The organism is Enterococcus sp. AZ129 (assembly GCF_051714505.1).
Classification (GTDB): domain Bacteria; phylum Bacillota; class Bacilli; order Lactobacillales; family Enterococcaceae; genus Enterococcus; species Enterococcus faecalis.
The window spans coordinates 2255558-2273717 of the sequence record NZ_JBIORY010000001.1 but is presented as its reverse complement, the minus strand read 5'-3'; the positions used below and the strand labels follow the sequence as shown (position 1 = coordinate 2273717).

Sequence of the window (18160 nt, the reverse complement as noted above, 5' to 3'; positions counted from 1 at the left end):
AATTTTAATTTAAATGGAGGAAATTCAAAATGGCATTAAACATTGAAAACATCGTTGCTGAGTTAGAAACAGCAACTATCTTAGAACTAAGCGAATTAGTTAAAGCTATCGAAGAAAAATTTGACGTATCAGCAGCAGCTCCTGTAGCAGTAGCTGGACCAGCAGCAGGTGGAGCAGCAGAAGAACAAACTGAATTCACTGTTGAATTAACAGCAGCTGGCGATCAAAAAGTTAAAGTTATCAAAGCAGTTCGTGAAGCAACTGGCTTAGGCTTGAAAGAAGCTAAAGCTGTAGTTGATGGCGCTCCTGCACCAGTTAAAGAAGCTGTTTCTAAAGAAGAAGCAGAAGCTTTAAAAGCTGCTTTAGAAGAAGTTGGCGCTTCAGTAACAGTAAAATAATTCATTCAACTTTGAATGTTCGAGAACCCTTGTGTTGCAAGGGTTCTTTTTTTATTAAGTTTTTAAATGGTGGTAAAGTTAGTGAATTGATTGTCAAAATAATCTTTTCGTTTAATAAAGATAAGCATTCCTAGCTAAAGAGAAAATCCAGAGGATCTTAACCTCTGGATTTGATAATTTCTATAAGTTCTCGTTACCAATATTATTTGATAAAAAGCAAATTATTTAAATAATGATTGAATAGTAGGTCTATTTCTTTTTATTTTTTATAATGAATATACTAACTAAAGATAGTAAGATGATTCCAATGATGGTAAATAAAACTGATTTTTTTTCGCCAGTACTGGGAAATATCCCCTTTTTGTGCTCAGTTGAACTTGATGTAGTAGCTTTCTTCGAACTGCTTGTAGTTGTTTGTAATGTAGATTCTGTATTAGTAGTATCCGAAGAAACACTTTCAGCACTTTGATTAATTGACGTATAATCGTTTGCTTTTATTTTATCTGCCATTGATGCTAAACCATAATCGCCACGAACATCAGATGGGTAATTTTGGTTAGCGTAGTCTACCTTGACTTGATTAATTAAATCGACGAGTGTTTGATCGCTTAAATTATTTACAACATCACTATTTAAATCATATACATAAATTAACGAAAGTCGAATTTGAGGTAAATAATTTTTTAAGTCATCAATCGTTAATGTTGAGTAATCTGTGGAGTAGGAGTCCTCCGGGATAGGTTTCTCACCATATAATTTAGTAATCATTCTCGCTGTTCCACTGATGTCTTGGTTTACAAAATGAAACGAAACTTTTTTTGCGTAGTCCAGTTCGTCATCAGATAAACGATTTATCAAGGTTTCTGTTAAACCATACATACCTACGTAATTAAGAAGTGTTTGACGAAGCGATGGAAGTTCCTCGCTTTCAGCTGTAAGTGCTGTTGAATCAGTTGAAGCATTAATTGTTGTTGCTGAAGTTTCTTGCGTTAAAGAAGTAACTGTTGACTTTTCCACAGAAGCTTCATTAGCCGAATCTTCTGCCCATACATTAGAAACTGATAGTGTGGTAATCGAAACAAAACAAAAGAGTCCTAAAAACATTTTTTTCATTTTAATCATTCCTTTCGTTACCTATTGTAACATTTTTGAAATATTTTTGTAACAATTAAATATTAAGAAAAGCTTAAGAATATATACTAGGTGATAAAAAATATAAATTTTAAACTATTAATCTATCAAAAATACGATCCGTAGAGACTATTACATTAGTGTCAAAATATTTCAAAGGTGTTGGTTAAAGAAGTACTGTATTCGCTTAATGGTAGTTTCGAGTAAATTAGTCATTATATAAAAGATTGACAAGTATGCTGCATAGCGAAAACTTCGTCAATCTTTTAAAAGGATAAAAATACAGATTTAAGAATAATGACAATTTATTTTAAGTCAAAAACTGTTGACGATATTGTCGAGGTGTCATCTCTTTTTTCTGGAAGAAAAATTTTGAAAAATAAGAAGGTGAAGAAAAACCTGCTTCAAAACTGATTTCCGTGATGGTTAAGGAACTTTTTCTTAACAGAGAACAGGCTTTTTGCAATTTTAAGTTTTGTACATAAATACTAGGATTTGTTTGTTCATAACGCTGAAATAGCTTAAATAAATAGCTACGATCAATGTTATACTCAGAAGCTAATTGACTAATTGAAAGATTGTTTGAAAAATTTTCGTGAATAGCCATTTTAATTTGGTTAAATAATTGTTGGCTTTGATTTTCGTGCTGTGTAACGGAATGATGCTCTAGATAATTCAACAATTGAAAGCTTTCACTTAAACTGCCAAAATGATTATGTTTCTTCGCTTCTTGGTAAATATTTTTAAATAAACTTTCTAATTTATTATCAACAGTTCCTTTTAAAATACAATTTTCGGTAGTCAGGCCTATTTTTTCTAAATACTGAGACGAAAGATCTCCAACAAAACCGACCCAATGATAGGTCCAAGGATTTTGCCGATTAGGATAATAAATATTGCGACAATTGGCTGGGATCATAAACAAATCGCCAGCGGTAATGTGTTGTTTTTCCATAAAGGGTGTTGAAAAATAGCCTTCACCATCGCTACAATAATGCAAAACCCAATAATTAATAGGGGCAAACTCAGTTGGTTTTGTCGGGCGGCATTTTTCATAGCCAGCTTCATAAAGATGAAATTCTTGGCTAATAGGTTGATCATTAATCAGGATGCTGACATTATTTGTAAAAACATTTTGCATGCTATCACCTCTTTATAAGAGTATGTAAAGGCTTTCTAAAAGTCAACATCTTTACAAGAAATAGGCAACATTTTTTATTTTTAAAAAACTGTAAGCGTTTTACAATGTGTGAGTACTAATTAATTTGATAAAGAGAGGATGTAGTAAAATGGCAACACATTCACGGGAACGATTAGGTTCTGTCGCATTGATGCTCATGACTTTTTCAGCGGTTTTTGCCTTTCCCAGCATTGTTAACAACAGTATTCAGATTGGCCTAGCAACTATTCCAGGCTATTTATTCGGCTCTATTTTTTACTTTTTACCATTTATTCTAATGATTGCAGAATTTGCTTCTGCTAATTCTGAAAATGAATCAGGTGTTCACAGTTGGTTGGAATCTGTGCTAGGACCTAAATGGGCATTTTTAGGCGCTTGGTCGTATTTCTTTGTCAACTTGTTTTTCTTCTGTTCATTGCTACCGAATACATTGATTTATGGTTCATACGCTTTTTTAGGTCAAAACGTTTTTCAAGGAAACCATAGTACTAAAATAATTGCAGTGATTTCTATTCTGTTATTTTGGTTAATGACATGGGTTTGTATTAAAGGGGTTTCGTGGATTTCGAAAGTGACTAGCTTAGCGGGTGGTGCTCGTTTATTTATGGGCGTAGCTTTTGTGGTTTTAGCCTTTGTCGTCGTGTTTGGTTTTGGCAATGAGCCAGCGCAAGAGTTTACCACGACGTCAATTATGCCAACTTTTAATTGGACTTTTTTCATGACGATGGCGTGGATTTTACAAGCTGTTGGCGGTGGTGAAAGTATCGGCGTATACATTAAGGATGTTAAAGGCGGCAATAAAACGTTTGTCCGCACGATGATTGGTGCAACGATTGCGGTCGGTATCATGTATATTCTTGGTGCCGTCGCTGTAGGTTTGGTAGTGCCAACGGACGTCTTAAAAGGAAATTTTTCAAATGGTATTTTTGATATCTTTAAAATTTTAGGTACGTATTTCCATATTCCCGCAGCAATGATGGTGCGCTTAGTAGGAATTATCTTATTTGTCGGAAGTCTTGGTTCTTTGGCTCTGTGGACAGCAGCACCAGTTAAAGTATTTTTCTCAGAAATTCCTGATGGGGTCTTCGGTAAGTGGCTAGTGAAAACGAACGAAGAGGGAAATCCAACCAATGCTTTGTTAGTTCAAGGAATTATTGTGACGATTTTAGTTGCCATTCCAGCATTAGGAATTGGAAATATGGATAGCTTTTTAGAAACGTTAATTAATATGACAGCTTCTACGTCATTAGTGCCTGTCTTGTTCTTGTTAATCGCCTATATTGGGCTTCGTTGGAAAAAAGAAACAATGCCGAGAAGTTTCCGCTTTGGTAATCGAACCTTTGGCTTAATTGCGGGAATTCTCTTATTAGCCATTTTTATCTTTGTATTCTTTATGTCAACTGTGCCGGATCCAAAATTAATCATGGAAGAAATCAATGGCACGTTACCGAAAGGAACCGCTAGTCCACTGGGCATGTTGGCGTATAACATCATTGGGTTAATTGTCTTTATGGGCTTTGCTTGGATTTGTTGGAAACGATATGAAACAAAAGAAAAAAATGAAGTTGGTAAAGGAGAAATGGATTATGAAGACTTGGGAAAATTATAAAGTAGATAGTATTAATCGGTTGCCTGGACGAGCACACTTTTCGAGCTTTCCTTCGAAAGAAACAGCGTTATTAAATGAAAATAAATATACACAAGCATACAAAAATTTAAACGGATGCTGGCATTTTCTCTTTTTAGAAGCGCCAGAATACAGCCCAGAAAACTTTTTTGCGATGGACTTTGATACAAGCCAAATGGATCAAATCACTGTTCCTGGAAATTGGCAAGTCCAAGGATATGGCAAAATGCATTACTCTGATTTATGGTACAATTTTCCCATTAATCCGCCGTATGTACCAACGGAAAACCCAACAGGTATTTACAAACGGACATTTGCTATAGATGAAACATTTCACGATAAAAAAATCATTTTACGTTTTTGTGGCGTAGATTCAGCTTATCATGTTTGGGTGAACGGCCATGAAGTTGGCTACAGTAAAGGTGCACGAAATGAAGCAGAATTTGACATTACGCCTTACGCTAAAATTGGTGAAAAAAATGATTTAACGGTGCGAGTCTATCAATGGTCAGATGGTACGTATTTAGAGGATCAAGATATGTGGTGGTTAAGTGGTATTTTTCGTGATGTTGAATTACTCGGTGTACCAGAAAATGGGCTGGAAGATTTCTTTATTATTTCCGATTTAGATGATTCGTATCAAAATGGCCACTTGGCAATTACGGGTAAATTTTGGCAAGACAAAGGACAACAAGTTCAATTGGAGTTGATGGATCAGCAGGGAAAAACGGTTCTTAAAGAGACTGTCGCAGGAAATCAAGGTACAGTTGAATTTTCAGTAAGTTTACCGTCTGTCACTGCTTGGTCAGCTGAAAAACCATACTTGTATCAACTATTTATAACTGTTTTTTCTGAAGGGGAAGTCGTCGAAGTTATTCCGCAAAAAGTTGGTTTCAGAAATATTCATGTATCTGGTGAGACTTTCTTAGTCAATGGTGTGGCCATTAAACTAAAAGGAATGAATCGTCATGATTATAATCCGAAAAATGGTCGAGTGGTTAGTCGTGAAGAAATTGAAAAAGATATTCGTTTAATGAAACAATTTAATATTAATGCCATTCGAACCAGTCATTATCCAGCATCTGCTTATTTCTATGATTTATGCGATGAATATGGAATGTATGTGATTGATGAAACTGATTTGGAATGTCACGGCTTTGAATTAACCGGAGAATATGATTGGATTAGCAACGATCCAGAATGGGAAACGGCTTATGTTTCTCGGATGGTACGGATGATTCAACGGGATAAAAATCATCCATCAATTCTCTTTTGGTCGTTAGGGAATGAATCTGCGTTTGGTCATAACTTTATTGAAATGGCCCGTATTGCCAAAGAAATGGATCCAACACGTTTGGTTCATTATGAAGGTGATTTTGAGGCAGAGGTCACGGATGTCTATTCTACAATGTATACGTGGTTGGAACACCCAACTAGAGAATTACTGATGAATACGATTATTGAAAATTCAAAAAAACCGCATATTTTATGTGAATATTGTCATGCGATGGGGAATGGCCCTGGGAATTTAAAAGAATACCAAGAGCTATTTTATGCTCATGATAAATTACAAGGTGGCTTTATTTGGGAATGGTTTGACCATGGCATTGAATCTGTAACAGATAACGGTGAAGTTTATTATCGTTATGGCGGCGATTTCGGCGATGATCCAAGTAACAAAGATTTTTGTATTGATGGGATGTTGATGCCTGACCGTACGCCATCTCCTAGCTTGTATGAATACAAAAAAGTCATTGAACCCATTACAACTAGCGCTATTGACGTTCTGTCAGGTGAATTCTCATTATTGAGTCGGTTTGACTTTGAAAACTTGGCTATCTTTAAGCTGGTTTATACAATTACTGAAGATCAAACAGTGATTCAATCAGGGACAGTAGCAGTGCCAGCAATTGCTGCTAGAGAAGAAGGAAGACTGCACTTACCTTATCATTTAGATTTTCCTAAAAAGGCAGGAGCCGCCTATTATTTAACTCTTTCATATCAATTGAAAGAAACGACCGCCTATGCATCTGCTGGTCATGAATTAGCTACCGCACAGTTTGAATTGTCAATTGCAACACCAGGGATTGAGATTACACCAGTTGGCACGATGATGGCAAAGGAAATTGGCCCTCATTTATACATTGAAGGACCAAACTTTTCAATTAATTTTGATAAAGTGAAGGGTGCCTTAACGAATGTGACACGAGATGGTAAAAAATTATTGCATAAAGGGCCGAAATTTACATTTTGGCGGGCACCGATCAGTAATGATATGGAAATTATTGATGAAATGAAGAAGAAATATTTCTTACATTTAGAGCATGAAATTGTCCGTTCTTTTGAGTGGAAAAAAGTTGATGATTTTATCCAAGTCATCGTAAAAACAATTAACGGAACGACTAACAGTGCTTGGCATTATCAATGTACCTATCAGTATTTAATTGCACCAAATGGCGAAATTTTCTTCGACTTAAAAGGTAGTCCTGCTGGTAAAATTGAAAATGCGCCAGATATGTTACCACGTTTGGGTGTGACTCTCCATTTAGACAAGTCTCTATCAGAAGTAAAATATTTCGGTAAAGGGCCAAGAGAAAACTATGTAGATTCACAAGAAGCTGGTTTGCTTGGCGTTTATGATGCTACAGTGGCGGAAATGTTCACTAATTATGTTGTTCCACAAGCCAATGGTAACCACATGGCGACTAAATGGTCCGCATTCACGGATGATCGCGGCCAAGGAGTAGTAGCAACAGCGGCTGATTCATATAATTTTAGTGTTTCTTACTTTGAAGAACAAGCGCTAGATGTTGCTAAGCATACCAATGAATTACAAGAAAGTGAGTATGTTGTTTTAAATATCGATTACAAACAAAACGCCCTAGGTAGCTACTCTTGTGGCCAGTGGCAATTAGAAAAATACCGGACTACGTTTGAAGAATTCCAATTGGCATTCCGCTTAACACCTTTTAATAATAAAGAGATTCAAGCAGCGGATGTCGCACATGAACGAGTAAAACGACCAACAATTTCTTAAATAAAAGCTCAGAACAGTGCACTTCGGTCTCCTGTTCTGAGTTTTTTTAATGAAATTATCAGAAATTATTGCTTTTTTTCATGGAAACAAGCAAACTATTTTGTTATCTAATAAAAGTAGTCCATAATAGTAACATAGCGAATTATTCGCTAGATAAAGCATTTAGGAGGAATTATTTTATGCATACTTTATGGGTTTTAATCGTTGGTGCTGTTATCGGTGCTATCGCTGGCGCGCTTACAAGCAAAGGTCAATCAATGGGTTGGATTGCGAATATCGTTGCCGGTTTAGTTGGTTCATTTATCGGAGAAAAAATCTTAGGTAGCTGGGGTCCTCACGTAGCAGGTATGGCAATTGTGCCATCAATTATTGGGGCAGTAATTTTAGTTGCTGTGGTTTCATTCTTCTTCGGACGAAAAAATAGCTAATTAAGTAAATAATTGTTTAATTAGTTAAAGGAGGTCGGGACAGAACCGTTTAGCTCCGAGAAATAAGAAGAAATTTCCGAAAATTGCTTTTTAATTTTTGGATAATTTCGGCTTATTTCCGAAGGAGTTGGTTCTGTTCCCGCCGTTTATCAGTTTTTGAGCGTGGAGCAAAAATCCAAAGTGATTTTTGTCCCACGCTCCTTTTTTTATTTTCTCGTTAATTTTACGACAACTTCACAACGAGCGGTTTGTGGAAACATATCAACAGATTGTAAATAGTCTACTTGATATACTTTGGCTAATTGAACTAAATCACGTGCTAACGTGGATACATTACAAGAAATATACACCATTTTCTTAGGTGGTTGTTTCAAAAGGGCCGTTAATAATTTACGATCCAAACCAGTCCGTGGGGGATCAACTACAATGGCATCAGGTTTAAAGCCTTCTTTGAACCATTTAGGTAATAAGTCTTCAGCTGTTCCAACAGCATAATGTGTGTTCGTAACACCAAGTCGTTTTGCATTGAATCTAGCATCGTCAATTGCGGCGGGAATGGTATCCATACCACGAACTTGATGCGCTTGTTTCGCTAAACTTAAGCCAATGGTCCCGACGCCACAATAAGCATCAACAACAGTTTCATTTGGTTGTAAATCTAAGGCCTTGATTCCTTCATTATATAAAACTTCCGTTTGTTCTGGATTCAATTGGAAAAATGCTCGCGGCGATAAATCAAAGACAACGTCGTTAATGTGTTCTTCAATGCTTTCTTTGCCCCATAAGTGAAGGGTATCATCACCCATTACTAGAGAGGTTTTTTTATTTTGGACATTTTGCATAATAGAAACAACTTCTGGTAATTGTTCATTAATTGCGCGAACCATTTTTTCTTTTTGTGGAAATTTCTGCGATTGTGTAATGAAAACTACTTGGACTTCGCCAGTTTGGATGCCCACTCGAACCATTAATGTTCGAAAGATACCACTATTTTTACGTTCATCATAAATTGGTAATTGAAAGTCATTCAATAAATCAACTAATGTATTCATCACCTTGGTTGTCGCAGGCTGTTGGACCAAACAGTTATCAATCGGTACTAATTGATGTGAATCAGCTTGATAGAGACCAGCTTCTACTTGGCCATCGATTTGGCGTAATTGGAATTGGGCTTTATTTCGATAATTCCAAGGATTCTCCATCCCAATTGTTTTTCGTAGTTCATAGTTTTGATAATTGGCTGGTTTAAATTTGTTAAGCGCCTGCTTTAATAAATCTTTTTTAAAGTCTAATTGTGCTTTGTAGGCTAAATGTTGTAGTTGGCAGCCGCCACATGTTTCATAGACAGGACAAGGAGGGACCACGCGATCTTTAGCAGCTTTTTTGACAGATTGAAGGGTTCCTTCAGCAAATTTGGGTGTAACATTTGTGATTGTGGCAGTCACTTCTTCTTTGGGTAGCGCCCCAGGAACGAAAATAATTAATTTTTTATAATAGCCGATACCTTCGCCATTAATTCCTAATCGTTTAATTTTTAAAGAAATTTGTTGGCCTTTTTTTACTAGTTGTTGGGTCATATTCTTTCATCCTTTAGTCATCTCACATTTTTCACTTCCTCCCATTTTAGCACATTTTTATTTATTTGGCTTCCAAGGATTCTATGGTATAGTAGAATATATGTTCTGATTTAGAGGGGCAGGAGAATAAGATGACAACAATCACACGAATTAGTAAAGATAAAGGTGAATTTTATCTACTTTGGCTATCTTCAGGCGAAAAACTGCGTGTCTCGGAAGATATTTTAGTACGGCAGCGTCTGCTAAAAGGCCAAGAGTTATCAGATACTTTAATAGAAGAAATAAAAAAAGCCAGTTCTTATGATGTCGGGTTACAAATGGCGATGAATTACTTAAGCTATCAATTACGTTCAAAGAAAGAGATTTTTACTTATTTAAAAGAGAAAGAAATTGTACCTGAAGATCGAGTAAAAATCGTTCAACGTTTAGAAGAGCTACGGTTGTTGGATGATGCAATTTTTAGTGAAAGTTACGTACGGACAGCTATGCGAACCAGTGATAAAGGACCACGAAATGTGGCACAACAATTAAAGCAAAAAGGCATTAGTGAAGAAGATATTCAGCATGGCTTGACCTTTTATACGTTAGATGAACAGCTTAATGTTGCTACAGCAACTGCAGAAAAAGCCATGAAACGCTATCGAACTAAAAGTTTTAAAGATGCACTTCAGAAAACGCGTCTGCATCTGATGCAAAAGGGCTTTACAAATGAAATCATTGATCTAGCTTTGGAATCTTTAGCTTTTGAAAAGGACGAAGAACAAGAACAACAAGCGTTAAACAAGGAAGGCGAACGTTTATGGCGCGCCAATCAGCGATTTGATTTTTCTAAAAAAGTCCAAAAAGTCAAACAAAGCTTATTCCAAAAAGGGTTTGACTATGATTTGATTCAGCAATTTATTAGCGAAAAGGAAGTAGAACATGACGAATAAAGAGCCTTGGGAGGCGTGGAGTCCCGAAAAAGTTAGTTCATTCCAGGAAGATTTTTTAGCTTGGTATGAACGAGAAAAACGCAATTTACCTTGGCGAGCGAATACAGATGCATATCGTATTTGGATTTCTGAAATTATGCTACAACAAACTCGCGTAGATACAGTCATTGATTATTTTTATCGATTTATGGAATGGTTTCCGACGATTCAAGATTTAGCGGAAGCGCCAGATGATAAGTTGTTGAAAGCTTGGGAAGGGTTAGGCTACTATTCACGAGCGCGTAATTTAAAAGTGGCAGCGCAACAGATTGTTTCAGAATTTGGTGGGAAAATGCCTGACACAATCGAAGATATTCGTAGTTTAAAAGGAATCGGCCCCTATACGGCTGGTGCGATTGGTAGTATTGCCTTTAATTTACCCGAACCAGCAATTGACGGTAACGTCATGCGGGTAGTGAGCCGTTTATTTGAAATTGATGCAGATATTGCAAAAGCGAGTAGTCGTAAAGTATTTGAAGCGGCGATGCTTAAAATCATCGATCGTGAGCGTCCAGGGGATTTTAATCAAGCCTTAATGGATCTAGGCTCAGCCGTCTGCACCCCAACTTCACCTAAGTGTGAAAGCTGTCCGCTTCAGCAATATTGTGCGGCCTATCAGGCAGATAAAATGACCGCTTATCCAGTCAAATCAAAAAAAGTTAAGCCGAAAGATGTGTATTATGTCGGCACTATTATTGAAAATAAAAAGCAAGAATTTTTATTAGAACAACGACCTGAAACCGGTTTGTTAGCCAATATGTGGCTGTTTCCGATTGAAGAAATTAGCAAAAAACAATTTCAACAATTGCAAAAAATGGCGCAACCAGTAGAAACGGAAAAACAATTAACTTTAGAGTTAGATCCTGTAACAGAGCCTTTGGTTGCTGAAGAACCTGTCAATGTTTTTGCTGACTATGACACAGTTGTCTGGCAAAAACGTGCCTTAGGCGAAGTCGTTCATATTTTCAGTCATTTAAAATGGCATATCTTAGTCTTTTATGGCCGAAATACAGGCGAATTAGCCACACTAGAGTCGCAGCGATGGGTGGCAGCACAACAATTTTCGGACTATGTTTTTCCAAAACCACAGCAAAAAATGGTGGAATTGTTCAAAAAAGAACACGAAAACAAATAACAAAAAAGAAAGGCTTATAAACAAATAAGCCTCTCTTTTTCGTTCCCTCTAGGTTATACCCCTATATAAATTCTGCTATGTTTAGTTTTGAAGGGGACTGGTAAGATAGACTTGTCTCTTGTCTGCTTAGAGGAGTAGTAATGATGGTGGAGACTTTTCAAGAGAGAGGAAGTACAGCCAATGAGTAGGAAGCGAAAAATCAGCTTAATTAGTTTAGTCATCATTTTGTTTTTTGTCACAGTCGGCTCAGCATACTTTGCTGTAGCGGGTAGCTATTTAAAGAAAACAATTGATAAAGGCTATGTTCCCATAAAAAATGATTATAATGAAGCGCAAAATAAAGATAGTCAATCGTTTTTGATTATGGGGCTAGACAATACAATTGAACGGAAATTAGGCACAACTAGGACTGATGCTATGATGGTGATTACCGTGAATAACAAGACGAAGAAAATAACCTATTTAAGTTTGCCACGGGATAGTTTTGTTCAAATTGATGCAAAAAATTACCAAGGGATGCAACGAATTGAAGCTGCCTATACCTACGATGGACCAACAGCTTCTGTTAACACAGTTGAGAAATTATTGAATATTCCAATCAATCATTACGTTGTGTTTAACTTTTTATCTTTTATTAAGTTAATTGATGCGGTTGGTGGCATAGATGTCAATGTCAAGCAGGCGTTTGATGGTGTTACCAAAGACGGGCCAGGATCCATTCATTTTGATGCAGGGAAACAGCATTTAGATGGTACGAAAGCTTTATCTTATGCCCGTGAAAGACATAGCGATAACGATATTATGCGTGGATTCCGACAACAAGAAATTATTCAAGCAGTTGAAGACAAGTTGAAATCTGGTCAATCAATCATGAAAATAATGGACATTATTGATTCGTTAAATGGAAACATTCAAACTGATGTGGATTCCAATGAATTGACTCATTTAGTCAAAGAAGGTTTGACTTGGACCAATTATGATAAACAACAGCTTTCTTTTGACTGGCGCACTTTTAGTAATGAAGGGCGCAGTATGGTTGAACTATATCCAGATAGTATTGAAAATGTCCGTCATCAATTACGTGTGTCTTTAAATTTAGAAAAGCCAGATGAACGAGATCAAGACGGCTATGTCTTCCATACGAACGGTGAATTTTTATATCAAAGTGATTATACCGTTCAAGATGAAGCAGCTGAGGAAAACGAAATGACTTCCATCAACGGCAATACGTATATTGGTGTTCCTGGCAATACACAGACCGGCCCGTTGCCATCAGTTAAAACGGAAAATGGCTTTATAAAATAATTTATTTTCCAAGTGTAGAAAATCCGAACATAACGGATTAAGTAATCCGCTTACTTATTATTCTTCTAAGGAAAAAACGAAGGATTTTAGTAAGAAAACAGCGTATCATTTGATATAAACCCAACATTCCCTTTATAATGAAAGTAACAAGCAAATTTTTGTTACTTAGAAGGGGAAGGGAGCAAGGAGTTATGTTTAGTTATACAGATACCATTTTGTCAATTATGCAAAGAATTGAAGTATACAACGAAATTTTCAAAGCCATCTCTAAAGAAGTTCAAGAATACGGTTGTAATCAGGCTGCACATCGGAGAGGCCGTGACACTTATATGTTTTGCCGAAATAATGTGAATCGTTTTTTTACAGAAGAAATGATGTTTCGTAAAAATTTAGAGCCGTATTATGATAAAGAAGCAACGAAAATCTTGCTAGAAGGATTAGATACGTATAAAGAAGGAGTATTTTTCTGGTTAGAGGCATTAAGTGAATCTTGCCAAGTGACAGATGAATTGAAATATCAATTAGGAATCCGCCAAAAAGAATCCTCTTATTTATTAATTAATCAAGCTTGTAAAGAAGCCTGTGAGGGCATTCAAAGCGCTCATAGTGTTCATAAGATGTAAAAAGTTAGGTACGACTGTCAATCTGACAGTCGTACCTAACTTTTTTACTTCAATATCATCTGATAAGCATAACGTTCGCCATCGTTAACATCTAAAATCACGTCACCTTGATAAACAAAGCCAGCTTTTTTAATCAGGTGCTGCATGGCGAGATTTTGTGGATGTGTATCGATTCGAATATCAGTAGCACCTTGCAAACGAGCGGCTGTAACCAGTGAGCGCAAAAGCACCAAGGCCAGTCCTTGACCTTGAAAGGAACTTTTTAGAGCAACACGATGAATTGCCGTATACGTAGCTTGAGAATGAGGTTGCCAAGAACCATTAAAAATCGCTTCATAAGCAGGATCAATCTCCGAACATAAAACACCAACGCCTGCCAAGGCATCCTCAACCATTAAAATATAGCAAGTTTGCTGGTCGATATCTTTTGCTAAAATTTCTTGATTCGGGCCATCGCCGTTTTGCCATTGGGGAATGCCACTTTTTTGTAAGGTGCGGCGTCCATCTTCAATGATAGCAAGGATGTCAGGCAAATCAGAAGGTTCTGCTTTTCTTAAGTAAACAGTCAAAAAATATTCCCTCCTCTTAGAACCCTGTCGTTGTTTTCAATTGGTAAATTTTTGAAGGGCGGCCAATGCCAACGGGACGTTCACCTAACTCTTCAAAATATTGTGTCATGGCTTTTTTAAAATTTGAATGGTCAATGCTGCGATAATCAACGCCGAGGAACTTCGCAAAAACTTTACGGGCTTCCGTAATGGTGAAATCTTTTCCTAAGACTTGAAGCACTTGCGGTTCATGTTCCATTTTATCAACAACACGATTAAACGCCTTAATTATAATTTCACTATGGTCGAAGGCTAATGTATCTTTACCAAGAGAGGCCGCTGTTTTCAAGTCTAAAGTAATTTCCACATCTTCATGAGATAATGTGATGTGTTGACCATGCCGTTCAAGATTGAACCAGTGGACTTCTTTGGCATCGTCGCCAGCAATTAAAGGTTCTTCACCAATAAAGGCTAAATAGCTGACTGTCACGACCCAGCCACGAGGATCTCGATCTGGGCGACTAAAGCTGTGTAATTGTTCAATATTTTCTTGAGAAATCACCACACCAGTTTCCTCTTTTGTTTCTCTTAAAACACTATCTTCAGTAGATTCGTTGCGATTAACAAAACCGCCAGGAAGCGCCCATGAGTTTCTAAAGGGGTGACCTTTACGTTGAATCAGTAAGACTTTCAATTGATCGGCTTCCTTGTTGTAACAAAGAAGAACCATATCAACGGTTAAAGAGGGTTTTTCATATTCAGGTAATTCTTGTTGATGATACCAAGTTAAAAACTCTGCTAAGCTAGCTTGGCGTTCATAATAATTTTTTTCTTCGGCTTTAGAAGCAAATTGTGGCACAATTGCTCCTCCTTTCAAAAAGAAACATGGTTTTCTTTTATTGTATCATTAAGTGGCTGAAATACAATATTCAAGCGTAAAAAGAAAAGCAAGCCTGGGACAAAAATCACTTTGGATTTTTGTCCCAGGCTTGTACTATAAGAAGTTTGTTCTAAACGTTGTTTATTGTGTTAATTCTAATAATTTATTTTTCAAATCTTCTTCCATATGGCCAAGTTCGATTTCGGCAGCTTGGCGTTTTTCTTTTCCTTCTTGTTGAATACGTAATGTTTCTTGGATAGTTTCAATTAAATCATTTTGTGTTTTTTGTAATGTTTCAATATCGACTAGGCCACGTTCGTTTTCTTTTGCTGTTTCAATTGCAGAAATTTTTAGCATTTCTGAATTTTTCTTCAGTAAGTCATTGGTGGTTTCAGAGACTTGGCGTTGAGCAGTCACAGCATCTTTTTGACGGAGTAAGGTTAAGGCGATGACTACTTGGTTTTTCCATAACGGAATCGCCGTATTCACCGATGATTGAATTTTCTCAGCCAAAGCTTGGTTAGTATTTTGGATTAAACGAATTTGTGGGGCTTGTTGAATCGTAATTTGACGAGCCAAGCGTAAATCATGGGTTCTTTTTTCTAAACGGTCTAGGAATTGATTATAATCATTAACAATTTGGACATCCATTTGATCCCCAGATTCTTCCGCTTTTTTCATGGCTTCAGGAATAATTTGTGTCCGTAGTTCTTCTGCTTTTAATTCCCCAGCGGCAATATAGATGTTTAAGGCATCAAAATAATCTTTATTTTTTTGATACAATTGATCTAACATGGCATTATCTTTTAAAAGACCATCTTTTTCATGGGTTAATTTGACAGCAATTTTGTCAATTTGCGCACCAATTTTTTGATATTTGGCGGTAATTTCGTAAACGGATTGTTTGACTTTACCTAACATTTTTTGAATAAAGTTGCCTTCGCCAGCACGTAATTCATTGGGATTGGCTTCATTTAAACGAAACATTAGATCGGTCAGTGAATCACCAACAGGACCAATGTCTTGTGCTTGAACGTGGTTTAACATCGCTTGCGAAAATTCGCCGAGTTTGATTTGGGCATTTGAACCATAGGTAATTACTGCTTGTGAATCTTGGACGTCAATTTTTGAAGCTAACTCTTTTGCTTGGGCTTGACGTTCTTGTGGTAATTTATCAATTAAACGAGGAGCTGCTTGCTGTTCTTTTAACTCAGATAGTTCATTTTGTTGCGTTGGTGTTAGTTCATCCATTGATGAAAATGGATTACTTAATAAATCATCCAATGTATTGGTTACAGATGTTGTTTCTTTGGGTTGTTGCTCAGTCATTTTTTTTCCTCCCTAATGATTATTGCTGGTCTTCGTTTACTTGAGGTGATTCCTCAGTTGCAGCTTTTTGCGACAAGCTGCTTTTAGCGATCGACATTTCGACATCTAAATCGTCTAAGTCATCGGAAACGATTTCCTCATAATCATTTTTAACTAATTTTGACAATTGGTCAATGATTTGTGCGCTTTCTTCTAATTTTTCATACGTTTGTTTGTTTTTTACTTCATGTTGTTCGATTTCTAAATGTTTACTTGTTAAGTCAACGATATTTGGTAAATGTGTGTAGAGAAAGTGATTGGCTAAGTGTAACTTTTTAGGTTCTTTCACTAACTCTTTAAACAGAGCTTTAGAAACCTTCGTTGTATCATTACGTAAGTCAATCGCCCGTAATTTAGTTGAACGATTCATGTTTTCTTGTAATTGTATGATTTGTTTTTTGGCTGTGCTCATTGTACTTCTGAAAAAATCAATTTCTTGTGGAGATAACCCCAACTCACGATAATGGGCTTCTTTATCTTTCGTTAAGTAAGGCATTTGATCGCTCTTGTCGGCGGCATTTTTCTTTTTTCGATAGAGAACGAATACTAAAAAGCCTACCAGAATCACAAAAGCGAAGAAGCCATATTCTCTAGCGACAGCAATGATTAAGGCTCCTAAAAGAATATAGCCAATCAGTAATTTTGTATTTAATTTGTTCATTTATATAGTTCCTCCTATCTATCTAATCCTCGAAAGAGTCAGCTCTCGTTACAATAGTTATTTTAGCATACTCTGTGAGAGAAAAGACATACAGCGGAAGATGTATTTTATGATTTAGTGAAATCCTAAGAAAAAAAGTATAAAACGCAAAAAAAGACCCGTCCTAATTGGGGGTAGGACGGGAAAGGAGTTAAAAATGAAAAAGTGTTTTGTTAGGGTTGTTTGTTGGTATGCTTAAATAATACAAGGAAGTTGTGAATTTTTTATGTCTATTTTTTTTCGAAAATGTAATTTTTTTCTAAAGCAATAAATTTTTTTCTTTGAAAAGGGTTTAACTAGAGAAGAAGGGGTGCGATTTTTATCATTTTAGGGTATGATAAACAAGAAAGGTTGGTGAAAGATATGTTAAATTATGAGGACTTCGAAGAAAAAACACTTCAACGTCGAGAAATTTTTAAAGGAAAGATTATTGATGTTTTTTTGGATGACGTGGCTTTACCGACAGGCGGCACAGCTAAACGCGAATTGGTTTTTCATTCAGGCGCAGTAGCTATGATTCCGTTAACCGCAGAAGGAAAAATCGTCTTAGTTAAACAATTTAGAAAACCCTTGGAACAAGTGATTTTAGAGATTCCGGCGGGAAAAATTGATCCTGGAGAAGAAAATCAATTGGAAATGACGGCTATGCGGGAATTAGAAGAAGAAACTGGGTATCGTGCAGGTCAGCTCACCTACATAAATTCAATGTATCTGTCACCAGGATTTGCTAACGAAAAATTGGCTCTCTATTTGGCAACGGATTTGCAGAAAGTCGAAAATCCGCGTCCTCAAGATGAAGATGAAATCTTGGAACTTTACGAGCTAACAATAGCTGAAGCCAAAGCAGAAGTGGCAAAGGGCACGATTTGTGATGCCAAAACACTTTTTGCTATACAATACTGGGAATTGTATTTACTGCAGAGACAGTTTAAGGAGGACACGCAATGAGCAAAGGTCCGTTAGTCACTCGGACAGAACTTCGCAAACGCAGAGAAGCAGAAGAAAAAGAAGCAGAACGTCGTCAGCAGGAAGAACAGAAGCTGGCGGAAAAAGCGTATAAGCGAAAAGAAAAAGAAATTTCGACGTTTTATCGTAAAGAAAAGAAAAAACAAAAACCAATCAACAAGTCACGAGTAGGAGAATACTCGAAGCGTCGAGAACGGAGTACTTGGTTAAACAAGGCAATTATTATTGTAGCGATTTTATTAGCCGTTGTGGCGTATATCGTTTTGAATTTATAGAAAAGAGGAAT

Annotated in this window: 17 protein-coding genes; 10 read left to right on the top strand and 7 right to left on the bottom strand. The window is 36.6% G+C overall.

Features of this window, described 5'->3' with window-relative positions; all coding sequences use genetic code 11:
• Nucleotides 1-29: 29 nt before the first annotated feature.
• Nucleotides 30-398: a 50S ribosomal protein L7/L12 gene (rplL, locus tag IGJ90_RS11045; protein WP_002356427.1), complete on the top strand. Its 369-nt coding sequence runs from the start codon at nt 30-32 to the stop codon at nt 396-398.
• Nucleotides 399-647: 249 nt separating this feature from the next.
• Here rplL and IGJ90_RS11040 read toward each other — a convergent pair whose 3' ends face one another.
• Complete coding sequence (locus IGJ90_RS11040) at nt 648-1520, bottom strand: LPXTG cell wall anchor domain-containing protein (protein ID WP_002367197.1); 873 nt, start codon at nt 1518-1520, stop codon at nt 648-650.
• Nucleotides 1521-1839: 319 nt separating this feature from the next.
• Nucleotides 1840-2670 carry an AraC family transcriptional regulator gene (locus IGJ90_RS11035; RefSeq protein ID WP_438768113.1) on the bottom strand — a complete coding sequence of 277 codons (831 nt, stop codon included), beginning with the start codon at nt 2668-2670 and terminating at the stop codon, nt 1840-1842.
• A gap of 148 nt (nt 2671-2818) precedes the next feature.
• Here IGJ90_RS11035 and IGJ90_RS11030 point away from each other — a divergent pair, with 148 nt between their 5' ends.
• The 3 genes from IGJ90_RS11030 to IGJ90_RS11020 all read left to right on the top strand — a co-directional run bounded on the left by IGJ90_RS11030 (nt 2819) and on the right by IGJ90_RS11020 (nt 7801).
• Complete coding sequence (locus IGJ90_RS11030) at nt 2819-4318, top strand: amino acid permease (RefSeq protein ID WP_438768111.1); 1500 nt, start codon at nt 2819-2821, stop codon at nt 4316-4318.
• Nucleotides 4251-7373: a beta-galactosidase subunit alpha gene (ebgA, locus tag IGJ90_RS11025; RefSeq protein ID WP_438768108.1), complete on the top strand. Its 3123-nt coding sequence runs from the start codon at nt 4251-4253 to the stop codon at nt 7371-7373. The genes IGJ90_RS11030 and ebgA overlap by 68 nt, the downstream gene beginning before the upstream one ends.
• 179 nt (nt 7374-7552) lie before the next feature.
• Nucleotides 7553-7801 (top strand): GlsB/YeaQ/YmgE family stress response membrane protein, encoded by a 249-nt coding sequence (locus tag IGJ90_RS11020; RefSeq protein ID WP_002356434.1) that lies wholly within the window; start codon nt 7553-7555, stop codon nt 7799-7801.
• Nucleotides 7802-8007: 206 nt separating this feature from the next.
• On the opposite strand, the gene rlmD is transcribed toward IGJ90_RS11020, so the two are convergent.
• The gene (gene rlmD, locus IGJ90_RS11015; protein WP_002359466.1) at nt 8008-9378 is read right to left on the bottom strand and encodes a 23S rRNA (uracil(1939)-C(5))-methyltransferase RlmD; all 1371 of its coding nucleotides are present in this window, start codon (nt 9376-9378) and stop codon (nt 8008-8010) included.
• Between the two features lie 131 nt (nt 9379-9509).
• Between rlmD and recX the strand changes: the two genes are divergently transcribed.
• The 4 genes from recX to IGJ90_RS10995 all read left to right on the top strand — a co-directional run bounded on the left by recX (nt 9510) and on the right by IGJ90_RS10995 (nt 13412).
• Entirely contained in the window at nt 9510-10310 is an 801-nt protein-coding gene (recX, locus tag IGJ90_RS11010; RefSeq protein WP_002356439.1) for a recombination regulator RecX, read from the top strand.
• Nucleotides 10300-11484 (top strand): A/G-specific adenine glycosylase, encoded by a 1185-nt coding sequence (mutY, locus tag IGJ90_RS11005; protein ID WP_010827690.1) that lies wholly within the window; start codon nt 10300-10302, stop codon nt 11482-11484. The genes recX and mutY overlap by 11 nt, the downstream gene beginning before the upstream one ends.
• Before the next feature lie 180 nt (nt 11485-11664).
• Nucleotides 11665-12789, top strand: a complete 1125-nt coding sequence (locus IGJ90_RS11000) for an LCP family protein (protein ID WP_002374081.1) — start codon at nt 11665-11667, stop codon at nt 12787-12789.
• A gap of 137 nt (nt 12790-12926) precedes the next feature.
• Entirely contained in the window at nt 12927-13412 is a 486-nt protein-coding gene (locus IGJ90_RS10995; protein WP_002356444.1) for a hypothetical protein, read from the top strand.
• Nucleotides 13413-13456: 44 nt separating this feature from the next.
• On the opposite strand, the gene IGJ90_RS10990 is transcribed toward IGJ90_RS10995, so the two are convergent.
• The 4 genes from IGJ90_RS10990 to IGJ90_RS10975 all read right to left on the bottom strand — a co-directional run bounded on the left by IGJ90_RS10990 (nt 13457) and on the right by IGJ90_RS10975 (nt 16869).
• A complete protein-coding gene (locus tag IGJ90_RS10990) occupies nt 13457-13981 on the bottom strand; it encodes a GNAT family N-acetyltransferase (RefSeq protein ID WP_010827689.1) in 525 nt (174 codons plus the stop codon).
• Between the two features lie 16 nt (nt 13982-13997).
• Nucleotides 13998-14837 carry an NUDIX domain-containing protein gene (locus IGJ90_RS10985; protein ID WP_002384084.1) on the bottom strand — a complete coding sequence of 280 codons (840 nt, stop codon included), beginning with the start codon at nt 14835-14837 and terminating at the stop codon, nt 13998-14000.
• 144 nt (nt 14838-14981) lie between these two features.
• On the bottom strand, nt 14982-16169 hold the full coding sequence (locus IGJ90_RS10980; RefSeq protein WP_002356447.1) for a toxic anion resistance protein: 1188 nt from the start codon (nt 16167-16169) through the stop codon (nt 14982-14984).
• A gap of 19 nt (nt 16170-16188) precedes the next feature.
• A complete protein-coding gene (locus IGJ90_RS10975) occupies nt 16189-16869 on the bottom strand; it encodes a 5-bromo-4-chloroindolyl phosphate hydrolysis family protein (RefSeq protein WP_002356448.1) in 681 nt (226 codons plus the stop codon).
• A gap of 402 nt (nt 16870-17271) precedes the next feature.
• On the opposite strand from IGJ90_RS10975, the gene IGJ90_RS10970 reads away from it, so the two are divergent.
• Both IGJ90_RS10970 and macP read left to right on the top strand, forming a co-directional pair.
• Nucleotides 17272-17856, top strand: a complete 585-nt coding sequence (locus tag IGJ90_RS10970) for an NUDIX domain-containing protein (RefSeq protein ID WP_002367189.1) — start codon at nt 17272-17274, stop codon at nt 17854-17856.
• Nucleotides 17853-18149, top strand: coding sequence for a cell wall synthase accessory phosphoprotein MacP (gene macP / locus IGJ90_RS10965; protein WP_002356451.1), 297 nt, complete (start codon nt 17853-17855; stop codon nt 18147-18149). Before IGJ90_RS10970 ends, macP begins: the two co-directional genes overlap by 4 nt.
• Nucleotides 18150-18160: the final 11 nt, after the last annotated feature.